Here is a 22,226-nt window from a genome sequence, read left to right as displayed (position 1 = left end):
ATAGGACGGCAACCGCTGTTAAAAAACGATAAAAAAGGGGTAATCAATGATGCAACAGGAAAGAACTAAGGTGATTTTAGGCGTTATTGGCGCTGATTGTCACGCTGTCGGGAATAAAATACTGGAACATGTCATTACCGCCGCCGGCTATGAGGTGGTTAATCTTGGCGTACTGGTGCCGCAGGAAGATTTTGTGAATGCCGCAATTGAAACAGATGCCAAGGCGATTTTGGTGGCGTCACTGTATGGACATGGTGAAATTGACTGCAGGGGATTGCGCGGGCGTTGTGAAGAAGCCGGAATCGGCGATATTTTGCTGTATGTCGGCGGCAATCTGGTGGTAGGAAAAACTGATTTTCATGAAGTGAAGGAAAAGTTTTTGGAAATGGGTTATAACCGGGTGTATGAACCGGGTGTTTTACTGGAACGGGTCATTGAGGATTTGCAGCAGGATTTACAAGAAAGAGGTCTGAGCCGTGACTAATGTTCTGCTTATTGATTTCGGCAGCACGTTTACCAAACTAACGGCAGTCGATGTGGAACGGGAAATCATCCTGGGGACAGCCCGCGGGATAACCACAGTAAATACCGATATCACGATCGGTTTGAAGCAGGCGCTCAAACAGTTGTTTGAGGTTACCGGATCATTGGAATTCGCAAAGGTTCTGGGCTGTTCAAGTGCAGCCGGCGGGCTGAAAATGGTGGCGGTCGGGCTGGTGCCGGAGCTTACGGCTGAAGCCGCCAACCGGGCGGCGCTTGGTGCGGGAGCGCGCGTGCTTGGCGTATTCAGTCATGAACTCAGTGCGTATGAGATCGCGGAAATTAACCAGCTAAATCCGGATATTATTTTGCTGGCAGGCGGAACAGATGGCGGCAACCGGCTGGTAATTTTACATAATGCAGCGCTACTGAAAGATCTGGGCAAAGATATTCCGATCATTGTTGCCGGCAACAAATCGGTTACCCCTGAGGTTGTCGGCATTTTATCAACGACAATGTCTCAGGTTGCACCAACCGCCAATGTGATGCCCAGGCTGAATGAACTGAACATTGAGCCGGCCAGGCAGACCATTAGAAAGATATTCCTGCAGCGAATTGTCGAGGCCAAGGGCTTGCATAAGGCCAATGAATTGGTGGACCGCTTGGTTATGCCAACGCCGGCGGCTGTTTTAAAAGCGGCGGAATTGCTAAGCACCGGGACAAATAAAGAACCCGGCGCCGGCGAGCTGATGGTCGTGGATATTGGCGGAGCTACCACTGATATTTACTCGATTGCCGCCGGTCAGCCGACGACAAATGCCGTATTGCGCGGACTGCCGGAACCATTTGGCAAACGGACGGTCGAAGGCGACCTGGGCATGCGCTATAGTGCGGCGGCTCTGTTGCAGGCGGCCGGGCCGGGGCTGATTGCCGGCTTCGCCCAAACCACTGAAGCCGAGGTTGTGGAGTATATCGAACGTGTGGCGGCCAATATCGATCATTTGCCGCAGACGGAGCGAGAACTGAGACTGGAAGCGGCGATGGGCCGGGCTTGTACCAAACTGGGCGCCGACCGGCATGCCGGCCGCCTGGAGATGGTGTATTCGGTGCTGGGGCGGGTTTGCGTGCAGGAAGGGAAGGATTTAAGTGACGTACAAACGGTCATCGGTACAGGCGGCGTGATCATCAATCATAACCGGCCGGAGGAAATCCTGGCGGGTATTCTCTATGACAGCGCCGATTCACCGGTATTAAAGCCTAAGCACCCTGCGTTTGCGGTTGATCAGGATTATATTTTAGCGTCAATGGGGTTATTGTGTGAGGATTATCCTGAGGTGGCAGTGAGAATGATGAAAAAATATATCGTGCGGAGGAATCACCATGGAACTTAAAAATAAGAAATGGACCCATGACCAATTTTATGCCATTCGCGGCGAGGTGCTTAATCAGTGGCCGACCGGCGCTGCGGTTGATTTTGCTGAAGCTGTCAAATATCACGAAAATATTCCGGCGAAAAAACATTTTGCCAAACAGCTGGTGAAAGCAAAAAAAAATGGCCGGACGTTAACGCAGCCACGGGCGGGAGTGGCGTTAATCAACGAGCATATTAATCTGCTTAATTTTCTGCGCACTGAAGGCGAGGCTGATTTGCTGCCAACGACCATTGACAGCTATACCCGTCAAAATCAATATGCCGAAGCTGAAAATGGCATTGAGGAGAGCAAGCGGGCCGGGCGTTCCCTATTAAACGGCTTCCCGGCGGTAAACCACGGCGTGGCCGGGGTTCGCAAAGTAATTGAGAGCGTTAATGGGCCGCTGCAGGTCCGGCATGGCACGCCTGACGCCAGGCTGCTAGGTGAAATTACCTTGGCCGGAGGCTATACCGCTTATGAAGGCGGTGGAATTTCCTACAATATTCCTTATGCCAAGAGTGTATCGCTGGAAAAGACCATTTATGACTGGCAATATTGCGACAGGCTTGTTGGTATTTACGCCGAGCATGGCATTGAAATTAACCGTGAGCCGTTCGGGCCGCTTACCGGTACGCTGGTTCCGCCAAGCGTTTCTCATGCTGTTGCTATTATTGAAGGCATTTTGGCGGCCGAGCAAGGGGTTAAGAATATTACGCTGGGCTATGGGCAATGCGGCAATTTGTTTCAGGACATTGCGGCAATTAAAGCATTGGAACAACTGGCGGAGGAATATCTGAACAATCACGGCTATCCTGATTGCGTTCTGACTACGGTGTTTCATCAATGGATGGGAGGGTTCCCGCAGGATGAAGCCAAAGCTTTCGGGGTGATTTCCTGGGGAGCCGCCGCGGCCGCTTTGGCCAAGGCGACCAAGGTAATTGTGAAAACGCCGCATGAAGCATTGGGCATCCCGACCAAAGAGGCGAACGCCCAGGGCCTTAAGACTACCCGCCAGCTGATTAACATGCTGGCTGATCAGCCATTCCCGCTGAGCATTGAGGTGCAGAGTGAGATAGATATTATCAAAGCCGAAACCCGCTGCATTTTAGACAAGGTTTATGAACTGGGCAACGGCGACTTTGCGCAGGGAACAGTGGCCGCCTTTGCCGCTGGCGTTCTTGATGTTCCGTTTGCGCCAAGCCGGTACACGCTGAATAAGATTCTGCCGGCCCGTGATAATCACGGAGCTGTCCGGCTATTTGATATCGGAAATTTGCCTTTTACTCAGGATATCATTGACTTCCATCAGGCAAAAATGAATGAGCGGGCCAAAGCCGAAGGCCGTAACGCCAGCTTTCAAATGGTCATTGACGACATTTACGCCATTTCCAAAGGCCGGCTGGTAGGCCGACCACACTAAACAGGTAGGGGTTAAAAATATTTCGAGGGAGCTGTTCAATGATGAAAATTGTTGATGTTGTTTGTTCACGGGGTTTAACCGGGTTTTATTTTGACGATCAACGGGCCATTAAGGCCAATGCGGTTCACGATGGCTTTACCTATCAGGGACTTCCTGTGACGCCGGGGTTTACCAATGTCCGCCAAGCCGGTGAAGCAGTTTCGGTAATGCTGGTGCTGGAGGATGGGCAGGTGGCTTACGGGGATTGCGCTGCGGTGCAATACAGCGGCGCGGGCGGACGAGACCCGCTGTTTCTGGCGGATGATTTTATACCGCTGATTGAGACGGATATCAAAGCAAAGCTGGTTGGACGGGAACTCAGCTCCTTTCGGGAACTGGCTGAGGATATTGACAGCATGACTGACGGTAAAACCGGTCGGCTCATTCATACTGCGTTGCGTTATGGCGTAACGCAGGCTATTCTGGATGCTGTGGCCAAGGCTAAGAAAAAAATGATGTGCGAAGTGCTGGCCGAAGAATACGGCGTTACGGTCAGCGACCGTGAAATTCCTGTATTTACCCAGAGCGGCGATGACCGTTATAACAATGCGGATAAAATGATTATCAAACAAGCCCGGGTGCTGCCGCATGCGCTAATAAATAATGTCGGGGAAAAACTTGGCGGCAATGGCGAGAAGCTTCTGGAATATATTACCTGGCTAAAAAACCGCATTTTCGCTCTCAGGACACAAGACAGTTATTTGCCGACCCTGCATATTGATGTATACGGAACGTTCGGCATTGCCTTTGAGAATGATATTGACCGGATGGTGCCGTATTTCCGGAAACTGGAGCAGGCGGCTGCGCCGCTTAAATTGCGCATTGAAGGACCGGTCGACGTTGAGGAGCGCGATCAGCAGATTGCTGTCTTGAGCCAAATTACGTCCAGACTGCATGACGAGAAGATTAACGTGGAAATTGTGGCTGACGAATGGTGCAACACCCTTGAAGATATCAAACTGTTCGCCGATCACCGCGCCGGCGATATGCTGCAAATCAAGACCCCGGATCTGGGCGGCATCAACAATATTATTGAGGCGGTACTATACTGCAAGGCCAAAGGCGTTGGCGCTTATCAGGGCGGCACTTGCAATGAAACCGACCGGTCGGCCCAGGTTTGCGTGCATGTCGCGATGGCGGCGAAGCCGGATCAAATACTGGCTAAACCCGGGATGGGCGTTGATGAAGGCTTAATGATCGTTTATAATGAAATGAACCGCATTCTTGCTTTGCGCAAGGCGCGCAAGGTGTAAATCAGGCGGCTGCCGGAGGAATAAAAATGAAATCAATGATGCTTGAGCAGTTAATGTATGCCAGTTATTTTGCTCCACGCGGCCGCAACCGGATGTATGTGCTGGGGCAGCAAATCAGTGAACGCTATTTGTCGCCCCTGGACCGGTTGATTGGGGTAATTGGCGATGCGGGGGCCGGAAAATCCTCGCTGATCAAAGGCATGTTTCCCGGTCTGGAACTAACGAATGATGACGACGGCGTCAATGTACGGCCGCTGCCGTTGCTAAAGAATATTGATAAAGGTTTTTTCAGCAGCCATACTTATCATGTGGATGTGCGATTTGAGTCGGCGTTTACCCAGATCTATGTTCTGGCCGATGCCGTCAAGCGGGCGATTGGTCAGAATAAACGGGTCATTGTCGAACATTTTGATTTGTTATATCCGGCGTTGGGTGAAAATGCCGATGTTCTCATTGGCGTTGGCGGCGATGTTATTGTGGTGCGGCCAACCGTATTCGGGCCGCTGCCGCAGGAAATTATTGATGTGGTAACCAAGACGCTGCGGTACCGTAAGATGGCGCATACTGCCGAAGACCTGACCTCCCGGATTTTATTGCACGAGTATGGCGCTGTTTTGCCGTTTGGCCACCGTGATGTACATAATGGATTTGTTTTGGAGTATCCGCTGGCGATTGAAGCCGACCTGCGTCAGGTTGAAAAAAAAGTACTTGATTTCATCAATGAGGAACTGGCTGTGTGTTATGTGGATGAAGGTCATATCCGCTTTGGCGACGTCGTTTGGGGCTGCTCGGGGCCGCGAACGCATGTCGGCAACACCGGGGATATTGAGAATTTCCGGATTATTCCGGAATATAAATATGATCCTAAAACCAACAGTTATTTGATTATCGGGGTGGTCGGGCCGCAAGCCGACAATCTGGATGGATTCGCCGGGCTGAGTTACGCGGCGACCATTTAAGCGAGCAGGTAAAGAATCCGGCATGCGTAATTTACAGATGGTCAGAGGAGGTACTTGATGAGTGGGTTGAAGACTGCCCGGGCGGGGACGCTGGAATCGGGCGATATCATGATCACCGTTGCGCCCGGTGCAAGCGGCAGCGGCATTGTTATTGCGCTGGACAGTATTGTATTGGCGCAGTATGGACGGGCGATACGCAATACAATCAAGGAGGTTGTTTCCCGCCAGGAAATAACCGATATTTATATCAAAGCGGTGGACCGGGGCGCGCTGGATTGCACAATTGCCGCCAGGCTGCTGGCGGCTCTTAGCCGCGCCGGAGTAATTCTGAAAGGAGAATTGCTCTGATGGAACTGCGCAGAAGTATGCTGTTTATTCCGGGCAACAGCCCGGCTATGCTGCAAAACGGCGATGTATTCGGGGCAGATTCGGTCATTTTGGATCTGGAAGATGCCGTTGCCCCGCAGGAAAAAGATGCGGCCCGTCTGCTGGTAGCCCAGGCTTTAACCTATGTAGACTATGGAGCGGCCGAAACGGTTGTCAGGATGAATCCGCTGGACACTTTCGGCGGTGAGGATATTAAAGTTATTGTTCCCCGCCGGCCTGACGCCTTGATGGCGCCAAAAGTTGAAACCGCACAGGACATACAAAAAATTGCAGCTATGGTTGCGGCGGCTGAGCAACCGGGTCAGAAGCCGGTGCGCATCATTGCCCTGCTGGAAACGCCGCAGGGGATTTATGAGGCTTATGCGATTGCCAAGGCTCATCCCCGCGTGGCGGCTCTGGCGCTGGGGGCGGAGGATTACAGCGCCGCTTTGGGCGTCCAAAGAACCAAAGAGGGCAGTGAAATATTTACGGCTCGCTCGCTGCTGGTAAACGCCGCCGCCGCCGCCGGAATTCAGGCGATTGATACGCCGTTTACCGACGCCAATGATGAAGAAGGCTTGCGTCAGGACACGGCGGCAGCCAAGCAATTTGGCTTTAAAGGCAAGCTGGCCATCAATCCCCGGCAGGTTGAGGTTATCCATCGCGTTTATCACCCGGCCAAAGCCGACATTGAATGGGCGGAGCAGGTTGTGGCGGCTTTAGCCAAAGCGGAGGCTGAAGGTTCAGGGGTGGCCTCGCTGAACGGAAAAATGGTGGATGCGCCAATTGTCAGCCGGGCCCGGCAGATTCTGTTTTTGGCCCGGCTGCTGAAAGTGCGAAAGGAGCTGGCGGAGTGATTAATGCTGTGGGACGGGAAATTCCCGAAAGGATTAGAGGTTATGCCGAGGCAATTCCCTTTGCCGGTGCTTTTGCAACAAATCCGTCGATGCGGCGTCAGGCGCCGGCGGTAAAGAAAATCCGGCCGGGCGAAAGCAAGCTGCTCGGCAGCCTGGAAGAAGCCTTTGCCAAAATTCCGGTTACCAATGGTATGACGCTGTCTTTTCACCATCATTTCCGTAATGGCGACAAATTGGTCAATATGGTATTGGATATAGCGGCGAGGCTTGGTCTGCGGGATCTCAAAATAGCGTTGAGTTCGGTTTTTCCGGTGCATGCGCCAATGATCGGGCATATGAAAACGGGCGTGGTAACCGCGCTGGATACCAACTATATGTCCGGTCCGGTAGCGCAGGCCGTTTCCCGGGGAATTCTTGAGAACGCCGTGGTGCTCAGAACGCATGGCGGACGGGCCAGAGCCATTGAATGCGGACAGTTAACCATTGATGTTGCCTTTATTGCCGCTCCGGCGGCCGATGATTACGGTAATCTTAACGGCGTACAGGGCCCTGCCGCTTGCGGGTCGCTGGGTTATGCTTTTCCGGATGCCGAATTTGCCGCGCATGTGGTTGCGGTAACCGATTATTTGGCGGACTACCCGTTAAGTCCGGCGGCAATAGAACAAACCAAGGTCGACTATGTGGTAAAAGTGGATCAGGTTGGGGATCCGGCCGGCATTGTATCCGGTACGACCAAAATCACCAAAGATCCGGTTGGCTTGAAAATTGCCGCCGGAGCCGCGCAAGTGATTAACGCCGCCGGTTTAATTCAAAACGGATTTTCATTTCAGACCGGTGCGGGGGGAGCTTCCCTGGCTACTGCTCATTTTGTCCGCCGTATAATGGAGGAGCAAAACATCAGCGGCAGTTTTGTCCTGGGCGGAATTACCGGCTATATGGTAGAAATGCTGGAATGCGGCTTATTTAAAAAGCTGCTGGACGTCCAGGGGTTTGATCTTGCGGCGGTCCGTTCCATAGCCGCCAATCCCAATCATCGGGAGATCAGCGCCGGTTTTTATGCCAGTCCGTTTAATAATGGCTGCGCTGTCAATAAACTGGATGCAGTAATTTTAGGAGCAACCGAAATTGATATTGATTTTAATGTTAATGTTGCTACCGGCTCGGACGGCGTCATTATGGGCGGTTCAGGCGGGCATGCCGATGCCGCCGCCGGTGCAAAAGTAGCCATTGTTGCGGCCAATTTACTGCGGGGACGGTTGCCGATTATTGTGGATAAGGTGCATACGGTGACCACGCCTGGAGAAACTATTGATGTATTGGTAACCGAACGCGGTATTGCCGTAAACCCGGCGAGAACCGACTTGCAGGAAAAACTGGCGAGCGCCGGATTGCCGGTAAAGGATATTCATGAATTAAAATTGCTGGCTGAAGCAATTGCCGGTGTTCCGGATCAACTGATTACCGGCGATAAAGTCATTGCGGTAGTCGAATACCGGGACGGGACAGTCATTGATGTTATACGTCAGGTGGAGGCGTAACGGGATGCAATGGGGCAGTGTGGAAGAACGGGTCATTGATCTTCGGAATGAGCGGCAGGTTGCGGTTGTCAGGGCGTTTTTAGCAAAGTTTGATTTGACTTTTTCCACCCGCCTGGATTACACGATCGGTTTTTTTCAGGCTGGGGAAATGATTGCAACAGGGTCACTGGCCGGAGAAGTGTTAAGAAATATTGCTGTTGATGAGTCCCGGCAAGGCGAAGGGTTGACTGCGGCTGTTGTGAGCAATCTCATAAGTGAAGCCGGCCGGCGCGGTATTTTTCATTATTTTATTTTTACGAAACCAGCCAAGGCGCACTTATTCAGCGCCCTGGGTTTCACTGAAGTCGGCCGCGCCGAGCCATTTGCCGTTTTGCTGGAATCCGGCCTGGGCTCAATTGATGGGTATTGCCGGGAAATGAAAACACAGATCGCCGCTTTGCCGGAAGGCAGCCGGGCCGGTCTGGTGATGAACTGCAATCCGTTTACTCTGGGGCATCAGGCCGTGGTCGCCAAAGCCGCCGCCGAAAATGCCGGTGTAATCGTTATGGCGGTAAGCGAAGACCAGTCAGTCTTTCCGTTCGATGTCCGTTTTCGTCTGATGAAGGAAGGGCTGGCCGGGTTCAATCATGTCGCGGTTATTCCCGGCGGTAAATATATGGTGTCGGCGGCGACTTTTCCGGGCTATTTCATGAAAGAGGATGAAACCCTGCCGGCGCAGACGCAGCTTGATGCCAGGATATTTGGCGCCAGGATTGCCCCGGCTCTTGGCATTACCAGCCGTTATGTGGGCAATGAACCGTACTGCCAGACAACCAATGCCTATAATAGCGCTCTGACGGAAATATTGCCGGAGTACGGCATTGCGGTTAAAATCATGGACAGGCTGGCGATTGGCGGTCTGGCTGTCAGTGCATCGCGGATCCGTCAGCTGATTGCTGAAAACAACTGGGTTGAAATTCAACGGCTGGTTCCGGCGACAACTTATCAATATTTAAAGTCGCCGGAAGCTGCGCCAATCATTGACAAGGTTATACATAATAATCGGCGGAATTGATTTGAATATTCAAACAATTGGTGTGAGCCATATGGGCAATCCGAGCAGTAATCGAAAATATAATATAGCCGGAGAAGCCAGTAAAATCAAGGGCTGGCTCTATAGCCGGCTTTTTGTGATTTATTGAGCAAAGTGGTTGTCAACCGAAACCAATTGTGCTATTATTGTGAATATAAATGCATACATAATACTACACAACTAGGAGGGTTTGCATGCGTACAATTGAGGTCGGGCAAATTACTCAGGCCATAGCAAAAATGTGTATGGAAGCTTGCTATTATTTGCCTGAGGATGTTTACAACGCTCTGGTGGAAGGCCAGAAGAACGAAGAATCGCCACTGGGAAAAGATGTGATTGGTCAAATAATTAAAAATGCTGATATTGCTAGGAATGAAGACAGACCGATCTGCCAAGACACTGGTATGACGGTTATTTTCATGGAAATAGGACAAGATGTGCATTTTGTCGGCGGCGATCTGATGGACGCGGTTAATGCCGGTGTCGCCAAAGGGTATACCGAAGGCTATCTGCGAAAGTCGGTAGTAGCTGAGCCGCTGTTTGACCGTAAAAACACGACGAATAATACTCCGGCGGTATTGCATTCCTGTATTGTGCCTGGCGACAAAGTGAAAATTAAATTGGCGCCTAAAGGCTTTGGCAGTGAAAACAAAAGTGAATTAAAAATGCTGGTTCCAGCTGATGGCGTTGCCGGGGTAAAGAAGGTTGTACTTGATACCATTCTTCACGCTGGTGAAAATCCATGTCCGCCGATTGTTGTTGGCGTGGGTATTGGCGGTACGATGGAGAAGGCGGCGATTTTATCGAAAAAAGCCCTGCTGCGCTCAATTACTGTCCGTAATGAACACCCCGAGTATGCGAAGCTGGAACAAGAGTTACTGGAATTAATCAATAAAACCGGCATCGGGCCGCAACTGGGCGGGACGACAACCGCTCTGGCCGTTAACGTTGAATGGTATCCAACCCATATTGCCGGTTTGCCTGTTTCCGTAAATATTAGCTGTCATGCCACACGGCATGCTGAAGCAGAGTTATAAGGAGGTGTAAAGCAATGTCAGAAAAAATTCGTATTACTACTCCGTTGACCGAGGCGCAGGCCCGCAAGCTGAAAGCCGGCGACAGCGTACTGATCAGCGGTACTATTTTCAGCGCTCGTGATGCAGCGCACAAAACCATGGTGGAAGCACTGGAACGCGGTGAAAAACTGCCGGTTGACTGGCAAAACCAGATTGTTTATTATCTTGGGCCAACACCTGCAAAACCAGGCAATCCGATCGGCTCAGCCGGCCCTACCACTTCCGGCCGCATGGATGCTTATACGCCGAAGATGCTGGAACAAGGCATTAAAGGCATGATTGGCAAGGGTTCCCGCAAGCCCGAAGTTATTGAAGCGATGAAAAAGCATGGCACGGTATATATGGCCGCTGTCGGCGGGGCGGCAGCCTTGATTTCCAAATGTATTAAGAAATATGAAGTACTGGCATATCCGGAACTTGGACCGGAAGCTGTAGCTGCACTTGAGGTTGAGGATTTCCCGGCGATTGTGGTTATTGATACTGAAGGCAACAGTTATTACGAAGAGGGGCAAAAGCCTTATCGTCGCTTGTAAAATCATGGATCGTTTTTGGCTAAGTTTGTGAAATTTTAGTCAACCCTAACCGCAAAAGGTTACCCAAATATACAGGAGGTTAAAGCATGAGCAACACTGATTTTTATCTTCGCCGTCTTCATTCGATATCCGGTATTGCGCCAATCGGGGTTTTCCTGCTGGAGCACATTTTTACCATATCCACAGTAATCGCAGGCCCGGGGGTATTTGACGCAGCAGTAGCCAAGCTGGCGGCAATTCCTCACGCCCTGCTGCTTACTCTGGAGATTTGTTTTATCGCCATACCACTTCTGTTTCATGGTATTTATGGCGCTTATATTGCAATGCAGGCCAAGAATAATGTCAGCGACTATGGTTATTTGCGTAACCGTCAGTTCTGGCTGCAAAGAATGTCGGCCTGGTATACTTTTGTCTATTTGATTTGGCATGTGGGTTATCTTCGTATCGTGGTGAAAGGCGGAGGCACTCCGATCAGCTATGCCTTTTTGCATGATTATTTAAGCAATCCAATTGTCTTTGTTCTTTATGCTATCGGCTTGGTAGCCGCTATTTATCATTTCACCAACGGTCTTTTCACATTCTGTATTACTTGGGGCATTGCGGTTGGACCACGCGCTCAGGGCATAGTAAACAAAGCGGCCTGGGGACTGTTTGTAGTTCTGTCTGGTGTTGGTCTGTTCGCTCTTACACACTACATCGCATAACATAGTCTGTATAGAAAAGCTTTCTGTAAATATTAGTTTAAGGAGAGAACCCGAGTGAAAAAAAGAATTATTGTTGTAGGCGGCGGTTTAGCCGGCTTAATGGCTACTATGAAGATCTGTGAGGCTGGTGGCCAAGTAGATATCTTTTCTCTTTGTCCTGTAAAGCGCTCCCACTCGGTTTGCGCGCAGGGCGGCATGAATGCCTGCATGAATACAAAAGGTCAGAATGACACGATTTATGAACATTTTGATGATACTGTGTATGGCGGCGACTTTTTGGGCGATCAGACGGCAATTAAGGGTATGATTGATACTGCGCCCAAGCTTGTTGAAATGTTTGACCGGATGGGTGTAACCTTTACCCGTACTGCTGAAGGGGCAATCGATTTGCGTAACTTTGGCGGGCAGAAAAATAAGCGGACGGTTTTCTCCGGTGCGACTACCGGCCAGCAATTGCTGTATGCGCTTGACGAACAAGTGCGGATGTGGGAAACCAAAGGCGCAGTCAAGAAATACGAGTTTTGGGAGTTTCTCAAAATTATTAAAAACAACATTGGCGAATGCCGCGGTATTGTAGCGCAAAACATGAATTCTATGGAAATCGAAGCTTTTGCCGGTGATGCGGTAATTATCGCTACCGGCGGCCTTGGTTTGATCTTTGGCAAAAGCACCAACTCAACCATCTGTACCGGGGCTGCAGCTTCAGTTGTTTATCAGCAGGGCGCCTTCCTTGGCAACAGTGAATTCATTCAGATCCACCCAACAGCCATTCCCGGCGACGATAAAAACCGCTTAATGTCAGAGTCGGCCCGCGGTGAAGGTGGACGAGTCTGGACGTATAAAGACGGTCAGCCCTGGTACTTCCTGGAGGAAAAATATCCTGCCTATGGCAACCTGGTGCCGCGCGATATTGCTGCCCGTGAAATTTTTGACGTATGTGTAAGGCAGAAATTGGGCGTAAATGGCGAAAACCAAGTGTATCTTGATTTGTCGCATATTGACAGTGATTATTTGGACCGAAAACTGGGCGGTATTCTGGAAATTTACGAAGAGTTTGTCGGTGATGATCCCCGTAAAGTGCCAATGAGAATTTTCCCCGGCGTTCATTATTCCATGGGCGGCATCTGGGTTGACCGCACGCACAGAACGAATATTCCGGGATTGCTTGCTTCCGGTGAGTGCGATCATCAATATCATGGCGCTAACCGCCTGGGCGCGAATTCTTTATTATCGGCTGCTTATTCAGGTACAGTATCAGGTCCCAGCGCGATGAAATGGGCTGCAACCGAGCAAAAAGGCCCGGCTTTAACTGAGGCTGACCTGGCTGCCGCTAAAAAAGCTGAGGTTGAGCGTTTTGAAAAGCTGCTGGCAATGAGCGGATCGGAAAATGCCTTTCAGCTGCATAAAGAACTGGGCGATGTAATGCTGGAAAACGTTACAATTGTTCGCGAAAACGCCAGACTTGCCGAAACTGACGTGAAATTGCAGGAAATACTGAAACGCTGGGACGATATCGGCGTTAATGATAAAGGGCGCTGGGCCAATCAGGAAGTAATGTTTACCAGGCAATTACGGGATATGATCATTTATGCCCGGGTTATTACACTTGCCGCTCTGAATCGTAATGAAAGCCGCGGCGCTCATTATAAGCCTGAGTTCCCGACCCGTAATGACGAAGAATGGCTGAAAACAACCAAAGCTTTATTCAATCCCGAGACAAATGGTCCGGTATTTGAATACGAGCCAGTTGATATCTCTCACATCAAACCTCGTCCTCGCCGTTATGATGTTGTTAAGGAGGCTAAGTAATCAATATGGCTACACAAAAAACAGTTCATTTTATCATAGAAAGGCAGGATTCTCCCAACAGTGCACCTTATATTGAGGAGTTTGTCCTTCCTTATCGTCCGTCCATGAATGTAGTTTCTTCCCTGATGGAAATTCAAAAAAATCCTGTCACCAAAGACGGCAAAAAAACGACTGCAGTCGTTTGGGAATGTAACTGCCTGGAAAAAGTCTGCGGAGCCTGCATGATGCTCATCAACGGCAAAGCCCAGCAAGCCTGCGCAGCGCTGATTGACCATCTGGAGCAGCCCATCCGCCTTGCTCCGGCCCGTACTTTCCCGGTCGTAAGGGATTTAGCGATTGACCGTACCGTAATGTTTGAAAGCTTAAAAAGAGTTCAGGCCTGGGTATCTGTCGACGGCAGCTGGCCGGTTGGCCCTGCGCCGCGTCAAAACCCGAAAACCGCTACTACAGCTTATGAAATTTCCCGCTGCATGACTTGCGGCTGCTGCATGCATGCCTGCCCTAACGTAAATTCGGGCTCCGACTTCATTGGGCCGGCTCCGCTTGGTCAGGCGCATCTCTTTAATCTTCACCCGATTGGTGAATATAATAAAGAAGAGCGTATTGAAGCAATTACGGCAAAAGGCGGTATCGGCAGCTGCGGCAACAGCCAGAATTGCGTACAGGCTTGTCCGAAAGATATTAAGCTTACCGAATATATTGCCAGGCTTAACCGGGATGTCAATAAACAAGCGTTAAAAAATATATTTAATAAATAGCTTTAAAATTACTGGGCTGGATTTGTTCGGCTCAGTAATTTTTTTAGTTTGGTGGTAAAGGCTAAGCGGATTGCGCATATTGGTACAAAAAAAGACTATCCCTCATAGGAACAGTCTAAATAATTCATACTTGCTGGACGATTTGCATATCAAAGACAATAAAAAAGCCCCGCAATAAACACCTCTGCGGAGTCCTGATTTCAATGGCGCGCCTGGCACGATTCGAACGTGCGACACACGGCTTAGAAGGCCGTTGCTCTATCCAGCTGAGCTACAGGCGCATTTTTATGGAGCGGGTGATGGGAATCGAACCCACGTGACTAGCTTGGAAGGCTAGGGCTCTACCATTGAGCTACACCCGCAAAAACTGGTCGGAGCGGCAGGATTCGAACCTGCGACCCCCTGGTCCCAAGCCAGGTACTCTACCAAACTGAGCCACGCCCCGTTGACCACAAAATACATTATACTAATTTTTCGATTATATGTCAACTATTATTCACACAGCTTTTAGGCCCTAGAATCTTGTCAGCCTAGCCTTAACTGATATCATCATCCTCTGTTTTTTGCGTAAGAGGCTTTGCCGCCGCTGGTTGGATGTTGTATTCGGCAAGGGGACTAATCAAAACATTGTCTTGCCATATTTGATAACCGTAAATTACAGCTGCATGCAGCAGGGTGATGGGCAGTGATAAAAATGGGGATATGTTGAAATCAAGTATCCCCCTACTTGGTAAAAAGTAACCCAGGATAAAAAAATTGAAGACCACATCCAATATTGTATTGGTAATCATATACAGCCAGAAGCGTCTATATGCAAGCTTAAAGACCCATACTGTTAATACAGGCATAATTCCATAAAAGAACGGTAGAACTTGACTAAACGGATATGTTGTTTCGCGAATAGCCCAAATCCCTAACCCAATTCCAATGTCGTTAATTATGGTAGCCAACACAACAGAAAACATGGCAACCGACAGCCAGCGTTTAACCTCTTCTTTCTTCATGAAAAAAAGTGTTAACCAAGGAACTAAAGTTAATGACCACATGATAAAACTATTACTCATTGAAAATCACCCCTAACGTATTGGTGAGATTAGCTTTGCTCACATTTTGAATAATATACGGGAAAGGGGGGGCATGGACAATAAATTAGAAAGAAAGGCAGGACTATTGAATGATAGCCTGCCTTTTTTTCTGGGGAATTTCCGGTGTGCCGCCTTTAATGTTCTTAAATGAGATCGTTGTGGTCAGAGCGGGTATGTCCATGTTCGTGATGATGATTGCACTCCAGGTTCGGGTTGTAGGTCAGGGTACCTGCAAGATAAGCCGTTGCGGCTGTATCCGCTTGGCCGGTGACGCCGCCAAAAATTTGAATCCCATTTTCCTTCAGCGTATTTTTCGCACAGCCGCCGATCCCGCCGCAAATCAGTACAGAAGCCTTCTGCTGTTTGAGCATTTCAGCCAAAGCCGCATGTCCGTCTCCGGTGGCGGATATGATTTTGCAGCCGGTAATTTTACCCTCGTTTGTAGCGTAGAGCTTAAAGGCTTTGCTTTTGCCGAAATGCTGAAATACCGCTCCTGCTTCATAAGGTATTGCAATTATCATTTTTTGTCCTCCTGTATTTTACTTTTCATATGGGTCTTTCCAGAGCGGTATCCACACCTGCAGCCTCCGCTATGATTGCCGTAAAGGCTATAATTGCCGCCGGCAATGTGCAGCTTCCTGCTATGTATCACACATTCAGCTAATTTTATACGGGCGCTATTGTAAATTGCCTGTGCTGTAGTGCGGGCAACCTCCATCTGTTTTGCGCATTCCGCCTGCGTAAGTCCCTCCAGGTCAATCAGGCGAAGGCTTTCAAACTCATCTACCGTCATCACAATGAGAGGTTCTCCGTTGTCATTGCCATCCAGTGGGCCGAAATGCCGCTGCTTTGGCATACAGCACACCCGCCTGCATTTTTGCGGTCTTGGCATAGCCTCAGCTCCCTTTTTACCATTATTGGCATATGCCATTTATTTATTATACTCCATTACCGGCATATGTCAATAATTAAATTGATACTTGGCAAACCAGTTAGAATAGTTGTTTTTACATGATCGAGACGGCGAATTATAGCTATCGGAATAACGATGCGGCCTCGAAAATGCCGACCACCGCTGCAGAAAAGTAAACCATAGGCCGGTGACAAGGACAAACTGAGATGCGTATCCTTATTCCCGGGGTGTTCATAGGATAGTATTGACGCTAAAGTGGTGGGGCTTTCGGTTAATATACAATGAAAGGGGCAGTACTCTGGAGGAGGCTGATTAATGATCGATGTTAAGGAAACATATTTAACGTTTGGTGATATGGTACCACAAAGCGTTGTCAAAATGATTATTATCCATCATGTGGGTGATCTACCCAGGGATGTAGCTGCTGCGGAAATTCACCAATGGCATCTGGATCGGGGGTGGTCCGGTATTGGCTATCATTATGTTATCCGGCGTGACGGGTCAATTGAACGGGGACGCCCGGAGGAGTATATTGGTTCTCATACTTATGGTTACAATACCGGGTCAATTGGCATAAATCTTGCGGGAAATATGGAAATTATGACGCCGGCGAAAGCGCAGATCGAAAGCGCAGCTATGTTAATTGCCGATGTTTGCAACCGATATGATTTAACGCCTGATTCGAAAACAGTGCTTGGGCACCGGGATTTGACCAGCACAGCGTGTCCCGGGAAGAACTTATATGAGCAATTGCAGACAATTCGCGGCAAAGCCGTCTGGTACCAGCACAATGGATCAGGCGAAGAAGTTTAAAAGAAAGGCGTGAAATATTTACCGGTTTAAACAGGCGGTAATTGCCACGGAATAGAGCGTAAGGGTGGATGCGTTTGTTTGCTTATACTGGACTTTGAATCAGGCTAACATTTAGGCAATGAGGATGATTTAGATAAAGTGATCGATTTTTAGCAACAAAAAACTGTTGAAGTAATGTTAAAGAAAACTTAATTTCTGTGAATAAATCGACGATAATAATAGTAGAAGCTATGTAATTAAATTATGTTAAGGGAGGATTGAACTATGATAGCTAAAGTCAGCGGCATTTATCGTCCAATGTTTAAAACAAATGATCAAAAGCATTTAGATGATAGAAAACAAAAGGGATCAAGGTGCTCTTTTAAAGATTTACTAGCTGGAGTTCTAAAGAAATCCTCTATTGAAAAAGTTTGATTTGAGGTGCTAGTATTCGGCCAAGTCGAAAGCTATAGGCTGTAATTGCGCGGGCTTTTTCGCCCAGCAAGGCGCAAGAGCCGCGCATATCGGCCATGTAAGGCGACGATAAAGACGGTTTGTACCGAGCGCAGCGAAGGCAGATCCCGTTGTTGCCCTTATGCTGTTATGGCCAAGCTGGACGGGAAATATCGCGTCAAGAACACTGTGGATTGGGGCTTGGTGGACGATTAGGTTGACAGTAATTATAAAATATACTATACTAAATAGGTATTAATTAAATGACTCCGTAGCTCAGCTGGATAGAGCGTTTGACTACGAATCAAAAGGTCGGGGGTTCGAATCCCTCCGGGGTCGCCATAGATATATCAAGGGTTTACGGGCATTTTCGTAAAGCCTTTTTTTTCGTTTTCAGAGCAGTTTTACAACAACCGTACAACAACGCGGCGGCAACTGCATTTTCTAAACGGTCAATGAAGTGGTGTTTCATGGTCGATGGGGGCAGCCGGAAACGATGCATTGAGCCATGAGGCGATTTTTTCCTGGCCGCCGGATATCCTGTGGGTGTAGACATTGAGCAGCATATGGGTTGTGCTGTGGCCCAGCCGGTACTGGGCGTCCTTGATGCTGACGCCGTTGGCCGAGAGCCGGCTGGCGTGGTCGTGCCGGAGTTTATGAAACGTGATGTCGATGCCGGCCGCTTTGGCCAGGCATTTGAATTGTTTGGACCAACTGCGCGGGTCCTGCAGGTTGCCGCAGGGGCCGGGGAATACCAGGTCATTGTCTTCCCAGACTTGGCCGCCGGCTTTGCAGGCGGCGATAGCGGCCGTCTGACGCTCCCGGTGCTGTTTTATCTGCAGCATGGTGACTGCCGGCAGCGGCAGGACGCGCTGGCGGGCGGGAGTTTTGGTGTCGTCAAGCTCCAGGCCGTTGTCGGTGATGATGAGGGCCCGCTGGATGCTGACGCTGTCGGTGGTAAAATTGAAGTCTATCCACTTCAATCCCAACAGTTCGGAGCGGCTGACGCCGGTGGCCCATTCCAGGGACAGGGCGGTATACATTGCCGCGTCGGCCCCGGCTGCCGTAAACAGGTGCGTCCACTCTGCGCTGCTTAACGGCACAAACTCTTTGCGCCGCTTTTTGGGCAGGGACACGGTTTTGAAGGGCAGCCGGTGGAGGATATCCTCGTAAAAAGCTTTGTTCAGGGCAATGCGCAGGACGGTAAAGGCCAGTTCGGCCAGGCGCGGCCCGCCGCCATTGTCCTTGATGGCGTTGACCATTTGTTGAATATCAATCCCCCTGAGTTTTTGCAGTTTGATGTTACCGAGCTGCGGCAGAATGTGGTTATTGACAACCGAGCGATAGCCGATGTAGGTATTGCCCCGGACGCTGGCCCTGGCGTAGACGGTCAGCCATTTTTCCACCCACTGGCCGACGGTGACTTTGCCGGCGTCGATGTAGACCGGCCCTTTGCTCTGTTCGAGCAGGGCGTCTCTTTTTTGCTGCACTTCCCCTTTGGTCTTGCCGTAGCAATATTTACGGACGGGTTTGCCGGTCGCGTTGTCGCGGCCGATGATGACGGCCGTCATCCACAGGCCGTCTTTGCGCTTGCAAATGGTTCCTTCGCCATTGGCCCGCTTGGCCATGGTGCACACACCACCCTTGTTCTTGTCGGTGGCAAGGGCGGCTGCACGCTGTTGTTGTATAACCCGTTGCCACCGCATGCGGTTTGCAACGAATTACAGGCGCAGCCTAGCTGTGCTTGGCAGTCAGGCCGGAAGGGGCAGGGAGCTCTTTGTTTTTAGCAAGGAGCTCCATTTTTTTCTGCAGCGCTTCCTGCTTGGTTGGGCCATAGGCGTAATGCCGGATGGTTTTACCGGTCGCAGGGGCGCGGCTGCAGACGGCAGCCACCCGGCGGCCGTCCTGACGTCTATAGATACTGCCTTTGCCATAGTTGCCTGTTTTCATATCACACACCTCCTTTGCTGGCTGATTGCTCCGGATTGCGGCAGGGCCTGTCCCCTACGGCGGCGTCCCGGAGGCATGCAGGCGGAAAGCCTCATGCGCCATGTTCACACACCATCCTTTTCCCTTGAACCACAGGCGGCCGCCACCCGGCCGCCTGTTTTTTACCTCCGGCGCTTGCCGCCGGGATAGAGCAGTTTTCGTATCCACCGGTCAACCAGGGACGACTTTGTCCTTGTCTTCGGCCTTTAAGGCCGCCACAATCTTTTCAATGACGGCCCGCTCGGCCGGCGGCAGGCCGGCAATGTCGCGGGCCAGGTCGGTGACGTCGGCCGGCAGCGCCAGCACGCCGGCATCGACGCCGAGTAAGTGGTCGGTCGAGACTTTCAGAATGACGGCCAGCTTGACCAGCGTTTCGCCGTCCGGCTCGGTCCGTCCCCGCTCCCAGCCGGCCACGGTGGACTGATTGCCGGCGCCGATCAGTTCCGACAGGGAGGCCTGGGACAGGTGGAGCCGTTCGCGGGCGGCGCGGATGCGCTTTCCTATTTCTTTGCTCATGTTTTTTCACACACCATCACATTTGATTTGCACACACTATCAAAAGAGCTGCTACCCACATTGTAATTGTTAAAGTGCGATTTGTAAATATAAAAGTGAGAAATGTATTGAAAAATTATCAAAGGGCTGCTATGATTATTACATAATGCAATATTAAATTGCGTTAATTCACTGGGGGGAGAGATGTTCTATGACAAACACCAAGCTGGTGGTCACGGTCAAGGAGTTTGCGGCCATGACCGGCATTGGTCAGAACCGGGTGCGGGAGTTTTGCTACCTGCCGGATTTTCCGGCGTCCAAGGAGGGGAACCGTTTTATTATTCATGTGGAGGCCGCCAATGAGTGGCTGCGGCGGCGGGCCAGCGCCAAGACGGGCGTGAATACGGCCGGTCTGAAACGTATCCTGCCGTGAAGCCGGGACGCCGGGACCAGGGGTTTCACCGGTGGATGTGGGCGGGACCGTGAATTACATTGTCGAGCTCAACGGGTTCTACGCCAGCCTCCTGACGCGGCCGCTGTCGAGCGAGGCCCAGGCGCTGTGGGGCGTGCTGATGCACCTGTTCAACCGGGCCGGCTGGCCGCCGCGGCTGACGGTGGCCGCCAGCACGCTGCTGGGGTTTCTGGGCTACAGCTACACGACGCTGTCCAGGGCCCGCGGCGAGCTGGTGGCGGCCGGGCTGCTCATTCATACGCCCCGCCCCGGCCGGTCAGCGCCTTGGTATGAACTGCAGTCAATTCAGAGGAAACCTGTGGATAAATCTGTTGATAACCCTGTGGATAAGCCGCGCCTGTCGCTGGTGAGGTTTTTTTGCCAACCATAGTGGTTGGCAAGCCGGTTGGCAAAGTGGGGTTTGTCAACCATTATGATTGGCAACCCGGTTACATTAACTAAACGTAAACTTATGTATAAACGTAAACCAAACATAGTAGTAGGGCCGGTGAAGATGTGCATAACAAGGGGGAGGGAGGCATTGAACAAGGTCTTTCTGGTGGGAAGATTGTCCCGGGAGCTGGATATGCGGGTTACCGTGAGCGGCAAGGCGGTCTGCTCCTTTTCGCTGACGGTGGCGTTTAGGACCAGGGTGCGCGAGGAAACCGACGCCATTGACTGCGTGGCCTGGGATGCGCTGGCCGAGCAGATTGCCCAGGAGGGCGGGGACGGCCGCCGGGTGGCGATTGAGGGCCGGCTGCACAGCCGGCAGCGGGAAGGTGCGGACGGTCAGCGGCGGAAGGTGACCGAGGTGGTGGTCCGGGACATTGAGTTTCTGGACAAGCCCGGATAATGGCGCGGCGGCGGCGTTTCTCCTTCCCCTCCCGGTTCACGGGAGGGGCCAGGGGTGGGCCCGTTAACCAAGGAGCCGGGGCGACGCTCCGCGGCAGCGGTGGTGGACGTCCGCTAATGTCCGGTTTATGTCCAGCGCAGCGGTAGCCCGGCGAAGCGGACCCAACGGGCGGGCGTGGACATAAAAGCCATTAGCGGATGGCCGCCTCCCCTTCCCTGGCAGGGAAGGGTTAGGGATGGGTGGCCGTCGCCCCGGTGCCCCGGCAGGCCGGCGGCGAGTGTCAGGGAGCGGCGGGCCTGCTCCCCGGAGGCCGCCGAGTAGCCGCCCGGCAGGATACGGCTCTAAGCGCCAGCGGTGGCCGGCCGGGAGCGGATGAGGAAAGTGGAGCGGCAGCGGAACGCCGCAAGCAGCGGACGGACGGCCATAGAGCGGTAGCCGTCTTGCCGGCACTGAGCGGAGCAGCCCGAGGACGGCCGGCGGAAGACGCGCCAGCGGCTGCAGCGCCGCCCGCAGGGATGCGGAGCGGGCTTGGGGGCCGGTTATTCTGCCTGGCGGCAGAGGGGTGCAATCCAATCATACGCTAAAGAGGTGGAAAAGGATATGAAAATTGTCATCGACCCCGGCCATTCCGGCCCGCTGGAGCCGGGAGCCTGCGCCGGCGGCGTACGGGAGTGCGACGTGGTGCTGGCCATTGCCGGGCTGCTGGCCGAACGGCTGGAGGATGAGGGACACGCAATATGGCTGACCCGGACGGGCGATATTGCCACCGGCGACCTGGGCTTTCGGGCAGCGCTGGCCAACGCCCAGGGCGCGGACGTGTTTGTCAGCATTCACGCCAACAGCGCCGCCAGCCCTGCTGCCCAGGGTACGGAGGTCTATCATTATCCGGGCAGCAGCGAAGGCAAACGGCTGGCGGCCC

At 51.5% G+C, this 22,226-nt stretch carries 27 protein-coding genes and 4 tRNA genes; 22 read left to right on the top strand and 9 right to left on the bottom strand.

Features of this window, described 5'->3' with window-relative positions; genetic code table 11:
- Nucleotides 1-46: 46 nt before the first annotated feature.
- The 14 genes from glmS (at nucleotide 47) to sdhB (ending at nucleotide 14,276) form a co-directional block, all read left to right on the top strand.
- Nucleotides 47-484, top strand: coding sequence for a methylaspartate mutase subunit S (gene glmS / locus BLR06_RS18540; RefSeq protein ID WP_245698230.1), 438 nt, complete (start codon nucleotides 47-49; stop codon nucleotides 482-484).
- Entirely contained in the window at nucleotides 477-1,871 is a 1,395-nt protein-coding gene (gene glmL, locus BLR06_RS18535; RefSeq protein WP_092075072.1) for a methylaspartate mutase accessory protein GlmL, read from the top strand. Before glmS ends, glmL begins: the two co-directional genes overlap by 8 nt.
- The gene (locus BLR06_RS18530) at nucleotides 1,861-3,312 is read left to right on the top strand and encodes a methylaspartate mutase subunit E (RefSeq protein ID WP_092075071.1); all 1,452 of its coding nucleotides are present in this window, start codon (nucleotides 1,861-1,863) and stop codon (nucleotides 3,310-3,312) included. Before glmL ends, BLR06_RS18530 begins: the two co-directional genes overlap by 11 nt.
- A 38-nt stretch (nucleotides 3,313-3,350) precedes the next feature.
- Entirely contained in the window at nucleotides 3,351-4,604 is a 1,254-nt protein-coding gene (locus BLR06_RS18525) for a methylaspartate ammonia-lyase (protein WP_245698229.1), read from the top strand.
- A 26-nt stretch (nucleotides 4,605-4,630) separates the two neighbouring features.
- On the top strand, nucleotides 4,631-5,563 hold the full coding sequence (locus BLR06_RS18520; RefSeq protein WP_245698228.1) for an alanine-tRNA synthetase second additional domain-containing protein: 933 nt from the start codon (nucleotides 4,631-4,633) through the stop codon (nucleotides 5,561-5,563).
- 54 nt (nucleotides 5,564-5,617) lie between these two features.
- Nucleotides 5,618-5,911, top strand: coding sequence for a citrate lyase acyl carrier protein (gene citD, locus BLR06_RS18515; RefSeq protein WP_092075070.1), 294 nt, complete (start codon nucleotides 5,618-5,620; stop codon nucleotides 5,909-5,911).
- Nucleotides 5,911-6,786 carry an HpcH/HpaI aldolase/citrate lyase family protein gene (locus tag BLR06_RS18510; RefSeq protein WP_092075069.1) on the top strand — a complete coding sequence of 292 codons (876 nt, stop codon included), beginning with the start codon at nucleotides 5,911-5,913 and terminating at the stop codon, nucleotides 6,784-6,786. The genes citD and BLR06_RS18510 overlap by 1 nt, the downstream gene beginning before the upstream one ends.
- A complete protein-coding gene (citF, locus tag BLR06_RS18505; RefSeq protein ID WP_092075068.1) occupies nucleotides 6,783-8,324 on the top strand; it encodes a citrate lyase subunit alpha in 1,542 nt (513 codons plus the stop codon). The genes BLR06_RS18510 and citF overlap by 4 nt, the downstream gene beginning before the upstream one ends.
- 4 nt (nucleotides 8,325-8,328) lie before the next feature.
- Complete coding sequence (gene citC / locus BLR06_RS18500) at nucleotides 8,329-9,378, top strand: [citrate (pro-3S)-lyase] ligase (protein ID WP_092075067.1); 1,050 nt, start codon at nucleotides 8,329-8,331, stop codon at nucleotides 9,376-9,378.
- 212 nt (nucleotides 9,379-9,590) lie between these two features.
- Nucleotides 9,591-10,433, top strand: a complete 843-nt coding sequence (locus BLR06_RS18495) for a fumarate hydratase (RefSeq protein ID WP_092075066.1) — start codon at nucleotides 9,591-9,593, stop codon at nucleotides 10,431-10,433.
- A 14-nt stretch (nucleotides 10,434-10,447) separates the two neighbouring features.
- The gene (locus BLR06_RS18490) at nucleotides 10,448-11,005 is read left to right on the top strand and encodes a Fe-S-containing hydro-lyase (RefSeq protein WP_092075065.1); all 558 of its coding nucleotides are present in this window, start codon (nucleotides 10,448-10,450) and stop codon (nucleotides 11,003-11,005) included.
- Nucleotides 11,006-11,091: 86 nt separating this feature from the next.
- Nucleotides 11,092-11,709 carry a succinate dehydrogenase/fumarate reductase transmembrane subunit gene (locus tag BLR06_RS18485; RefSeq protein WP_092075064.1) on the top strand — a complete coding sequence of 206 codons (618 nt, stop codon included), beginning with the start codon at nucleotides 11,092-11,094 and terminating at the stop codon, nucleotides 11,707-11,709.
- A 99-nt stretch (nucleotides 11,710-11,808) separates the two neighbouring features.
- Nucleotides 11,809-13,518, top strand: a complete 1,710-nt coding sequence (gene sdhA, locus BLR06_RS18480) for a succinate dehydrogenase flavoprotein subunit (RefSeq protein WP_218039637.1) — start codon at nucleotides 11,809-11,811, stop codon at nucleotides 13,516-13,518.
- A gap of 5 nt (nucleotides 13,519-13,523) precedes the next feature.
- Entirely contained in the window at nucleotides 13,524-14,276 is a 753-nt protein-coding gene (gene sdhB, locus BLR06_RS18475) for a succinate dehydrogenase iron-sulfur subunit (RefSeq protein WP_092075062.1), read from the top strand.
- Nucleotides 14,277-14,480: 204 nt separating this feature from the next.
- On the opposite strand, the gene BLR06_RS18470 is transcribed toward sdhB, so the two are convergent.
- From BLR06_RS18470 to BLR06_RS19845, 6 genes are all read right to left on the bottom strand, one after another.
- A tRNA-Arg gene (locus BLR06_RS18470) sits at nucleotides 14,481-14,557 on the bottom strand.
- A 7-nt stretch (nucleotides 14,558-14,564) separates the two neighbouring features.
- Nucleotides 14,565-14,638 (bottom strand) — tRNA-Gly (locus BLR06_RS18465).
- A gap of 6 nt (nucleotides 14,639-14,644) precedes the next feature.
- Nucleotides 14,645-14,721 (bottom strand) — tRNA-Pro (locus tag BLR06_RS18460).
- A gap of 91 nt (nucleotides 14,722-14,812) precedes the next feature.
- Nucleotides 14,813-15,340, bottom strand: a complete 528-nt coding sequence (locus BLR06_RS18455) for a hypothetical protein (RefSeq protein WP_092075061.1) — start codon at nucleotides 15,338-15,340, stop codon at nucleotides 14,813-14,815.
- Nucleotides 15,341-15,504: 164 nt separating this feature from the next.
- The gene (locus BLR06_RS19850) at nucleotides 15,505-15,882 is read right to left on the bottom strand and encodes a NifB/NifX family molybdenum-iron cluster-binding protein (RefSeq protein ID WP_092075060.1); all 378 of its coding nucleotides are present in this window, start codon (nucleotides 15,880-15,882) and stop codon (nucleotides 15,505-15,507) included.
- On the bottom strand, nucleotides 15,879-16,253 hold the full coding sequence (locus BLR06_RS19845; protein ID WP_092075087.1) for a DUF134 domain-containing protein: 375 nt from the start codon (nucleotides 16,251-16,253) through the stop codon (nucleotides 15,879-15,881). The genes BLR06_RS19850 and BLR06_RS19845 overlap by 4 nt, the downstream gene beginning before the upstream one ends.
- A 336-nt stretch (nucleotides 16,254-16,589) precedes the next feature.
- On the opposite strand from BLR06_RS19845, the gene BLR06_RS18440 reads away from it, so the two are divergent.
- The 3 genes from BLR06_RS18440 (at nucleotide 16,590) to BLR06_RS18435 (ending at nucleotide 17,861) form a co-directional block, all read left to right on the top strand.
- A complete protein-coding gene (locus BLR06_RS18440; RefSeq protein ID WP_092075059.1) occupies nucleotides 16,590-17,087 on the top strand; it encodes an N-acetylmuramoyl-L-alanine amidase in 498 nt (165 codons plus the stop codon).
- A gap of 264 nt (nucleotides 17,088-17,351) precedes the next feature.
- Nucleotides 17,352-17,501, top strand: coding sequence for a hypothetical protein (locus BLR06_RS19685; RefSeq protein WP_173813101.1), 150 nt, complete (start codon nucleotides 17,352-17,354; stop codon nucleotides 17,499-17,501).
- 283 nt (nucleotides 17,502-17,784) lie between these two features.
- Nucleotides 17,785-17,861: transfer RNA gene (locus BLR06_RS18435), tRNA-Arg, on the top strand.
- 110 nt (nucleotides 17,862-17,971) lie between these two features.
- Here the strand turns inward: BLR06_RS18435 and BLR06_RS18430 are convergent.
- The 3 genes from BLR06_RS18430 to BLR06_RS18420 all read right to left on the bottom strand — a co-directional run bounded on the left by BLR06_RS18430 (nucleotide 17,972) and on the right by BLR06_RS18420 (nucleotide 20,024).
- Complete coding sequence (locus BLR06_RS18430; protein WP_173813099.1) at nucleotides 17,972-19,147, bottom strand: tyrosine-type recombinase/integrase; 1,176 nt, start codon at nucleotides 19,145-19,147, stop codon at nucleotides 17,972-17,974.
- Nucleotides 19,148-19,253: 106 nt separating this feature from the next.
- On the bottom strand, nucleotides 19,254-19,469 hold the full coding sequence (locus BLR06_RS18425; RefSeq protein ID WP_092075057.1) for a hypothetical protein: 216 nt from the start codon (nucleotides 19,467-19,469) through the stop codon (nucleotides 19,254-19,256).
- A gap of 210 nt (nucleotides 19,470-19,679) precedes the next feature.
- Nucleotides 19,680-20,024, bottom strand: a complete 345-nt coding sequence (locus tag BLR06_RS18420) for a helix-turn-helix transcriptional regulator (RefSeq protein ID WP_092075056.1) — start codon at nucleotides 20,022-20,024, stop codon at nucleotides 19,680-19,682.
- A gap of 190 nt (nucleotides 20,025-20,214) precedes the next feature.
- Here BLR06_RS18420 and BLR06_RS18415 point away from each other — a divergent pair, with 190 nt between their 5' ends.
- The 5 genes from BLR06_RS18415 to BLR06_RS18395 form a co-directional block, all read left to right on the top strand.
- Complete coding sequence (locus BLR06_RS18415; RefSeq protein WP_092075055.1) at nucleotides 20,215-20,436, top strand: helix-turn-helix domain-containing protein; 222 nt, start codon at nucleotides 20,215-20,217, stop codon at nucleotides 20,434-20,436.
- A 31-nt stretch (nucleotides 20,437-20,467) separates the two neighbouring features.
- The gene (locus tag BLR06_RS18410) at nucleotides 20,468-20,845 is read left to right on the top strand and encodes a hypothetical protein (protein WP_092075054.1); all 378 of its coding nucleotides are present in this window, start codon (nucleotides 20,468-20,470) and stop codon (nucleotides 20,843-20,845) included.
- A 150-nt stretch (nucleotides 20,846-20,995) separates the two neighbouring features.
- Nucleotides 20,996-21,307, top strand: coding sequence for a single-stranded DNA-binding protein (locus tag BLR06_RS18405; RefSeq protein ID WP_173813097.1), 312 nt, complete (start codon nucleotides 20,996-20,998; stop codon nucleotides 21,305-21,307).
- Nucleotides 21,308-21,546: 239 nt separating this feature from the next.
- Nucleotides 21,547-21,891 (top strand): hypothetical protein, encoded by a 345-nt coding sequence (locus BLR06_RS18400; RefSeq protein WP_092075052.1) that lies wholly within the window; start codon nucleotides 21,547-21,549, stop codon nucleotides 21,889-21,891.
- Between the two features lie 16 nt (nucleotides 21,892-21,907).
- The coding region (locus tag BLR06_RS18395; protein WP_139164544.1) for an N-acetylmuramoyl-L-alanine amidase family protein at nucleotides 21,908-22,226 on the top strand (319 nt) is incomplete at its 3' end.

Origin of the sequence: Dendrosporobacter quercicolus, assembly GCF_900104455.1 — a bacterium.
GTDB classification, from domain to species: Bacteria; Bacillota; Negativicutes; order DSM-1736; family Dendrosporobacteraceae; genus Dendrosporobacter; species Dendrosporobacter quercicolus.
Note: the sequence above shows the minus strand (reverse complement) of the source record. Positions and strands in the feature narration are given on the sequence as shown.

Bases quoted from the DNA above. Each gene is read 5' to 3' on its own strand.
- BLR06_RS18420 (WP_092075056.1), bottom strand. From the start codon at position 20,024: ATGAGCAAAGAAATAGGAAAGCGCATCCGCGCCGCCCGCGAACGGCTC.
- citC (WP_092075067.1), top strand. From the start codon at position 8,329: ATGCAATGGGGCAGTGTGGAAGAACGGGTCATTGATCTTCGGAATGAG.
- BLR06_RS18430 (WP_173813099.1), bottom strand. From the start codon at position 19,147: ATGGCCAAGCGGGCCAATGGCGAAGGAACCATTTGCAAGCGCAAAGAC.
- BLR06_RS18425 (WP_092075057.1), bottom strand. From the start codon at position 19,469: ATGAAAACAGGCAACTATGGCAAAGGCAGTATCTATAGACGTCAGGAC.
- BLR06_RS18520 (WP_245698228.1), top strand. From the start codon at position 4,631: ATGAAATCAATGATGCTTGAGCAGTTAATGTATGCCAGTTATTTTGCT.
- BLR06_RS18510 (WP_092075069.1), top strand. From the start codon at position 5,911: ATGGAACTGCGCAGAAGTATGCTGTTTATTCCGGGCAACAGCCCGGCT.
- BLR06_RS19685 (WP_173813101.1), top strand. From the start codon at position 17,352: ATGATAGCTAAAGTCAGCGGCATTTATCGTCCAATGTTTAAAACAAAT.
- sdhB (WP_092075062.1), top strand. From the start codon at position 13,524: ATGGCTACACAAAAAACAGTTCATTTTATCATAGAAAGGCAGGATTCT.
- BLR06_RS18455 (WP_092075061.1), bottom strand. From the start codon at position 15,340: ATGAGTAATAGTTTTATCATGTGGTCATTAACTTTAGTTCCTTGGTTA.
- BLR06_RS19850 (WP_092075060.1), bottom strand. From the start codon at position 15,882: ATGATAATTGCAATACCTTATGAAGCAGGAGCGGTATTTCAGCATTTC.
- BLR06_RS19845 (WP_092075087.1), bottom strand. From the start codon at position 16,253: ATGCCAAGACCGCAAAAATGCAGGCGGGTGTGCTGTATGCCAAAGCAG.
- BLR06_RS18440 (WP_092075059.1), top strand. From the start codon at position 16,590: ATGATCGATGTTAAGGAAACATATTTAACGTTTGGTGATATGGTACCA.
- sdhA (WP_218039637.1), top strand. From the start codon at position 11,809: ATGGCTACTATGAAGATCTGTGAGGCTGGTGGCCAAGTAGATATCTTT.
- BLR06_RS18415 (WP_092075055.1), top strand. From the start codon at position 20,215: ATGACAAACACCAAGCTGGTGGTCACGGTCAAGGAGTTTGCGGCCATG.
- BLR06_RS18490 (WP_092075065.1), top strand. From the start codon at position 10,448: ATGTCAGAAAAAATTCGTATTACTACTCCGTTGACCGAGGCGCAGGCC.
- BLR06_RS18495 (WP_092075066.1), top strand. From the start codon at position 9,591: ATGCGTACAATTGAGGTCGGGCAAATTACTCAGGCCATAGCAAAAATG.
- BLR06_RS18530 (WP_092075071.1), top strand. From the start codon at position 1,861: ATGGAACTTAAAAATAAGAAATGGACCCATGACCAATTTTATGCCATT.
- BLR06_RS18485 (WP_092075064.1), top strand. From the start codon at position 11,092: ATGAGCAACACTGATTTTTATCTTCGCCGTCTTCATTCGATATCCGGT.
- BLR06_RS18525 (WP_245698229.1), top strand. From the start codon at position 3,351: ATGATGAAAATTGTTGATGTTGTTTGTTCACGGGGTTTAACCGGGTTT.
- glmS (WP_245698230.1), top strand. From the start codon at position 47: ATGATGCAACAGGAAAGAACTAAGGTGATTTTAGGCGTTATTGGCGCT.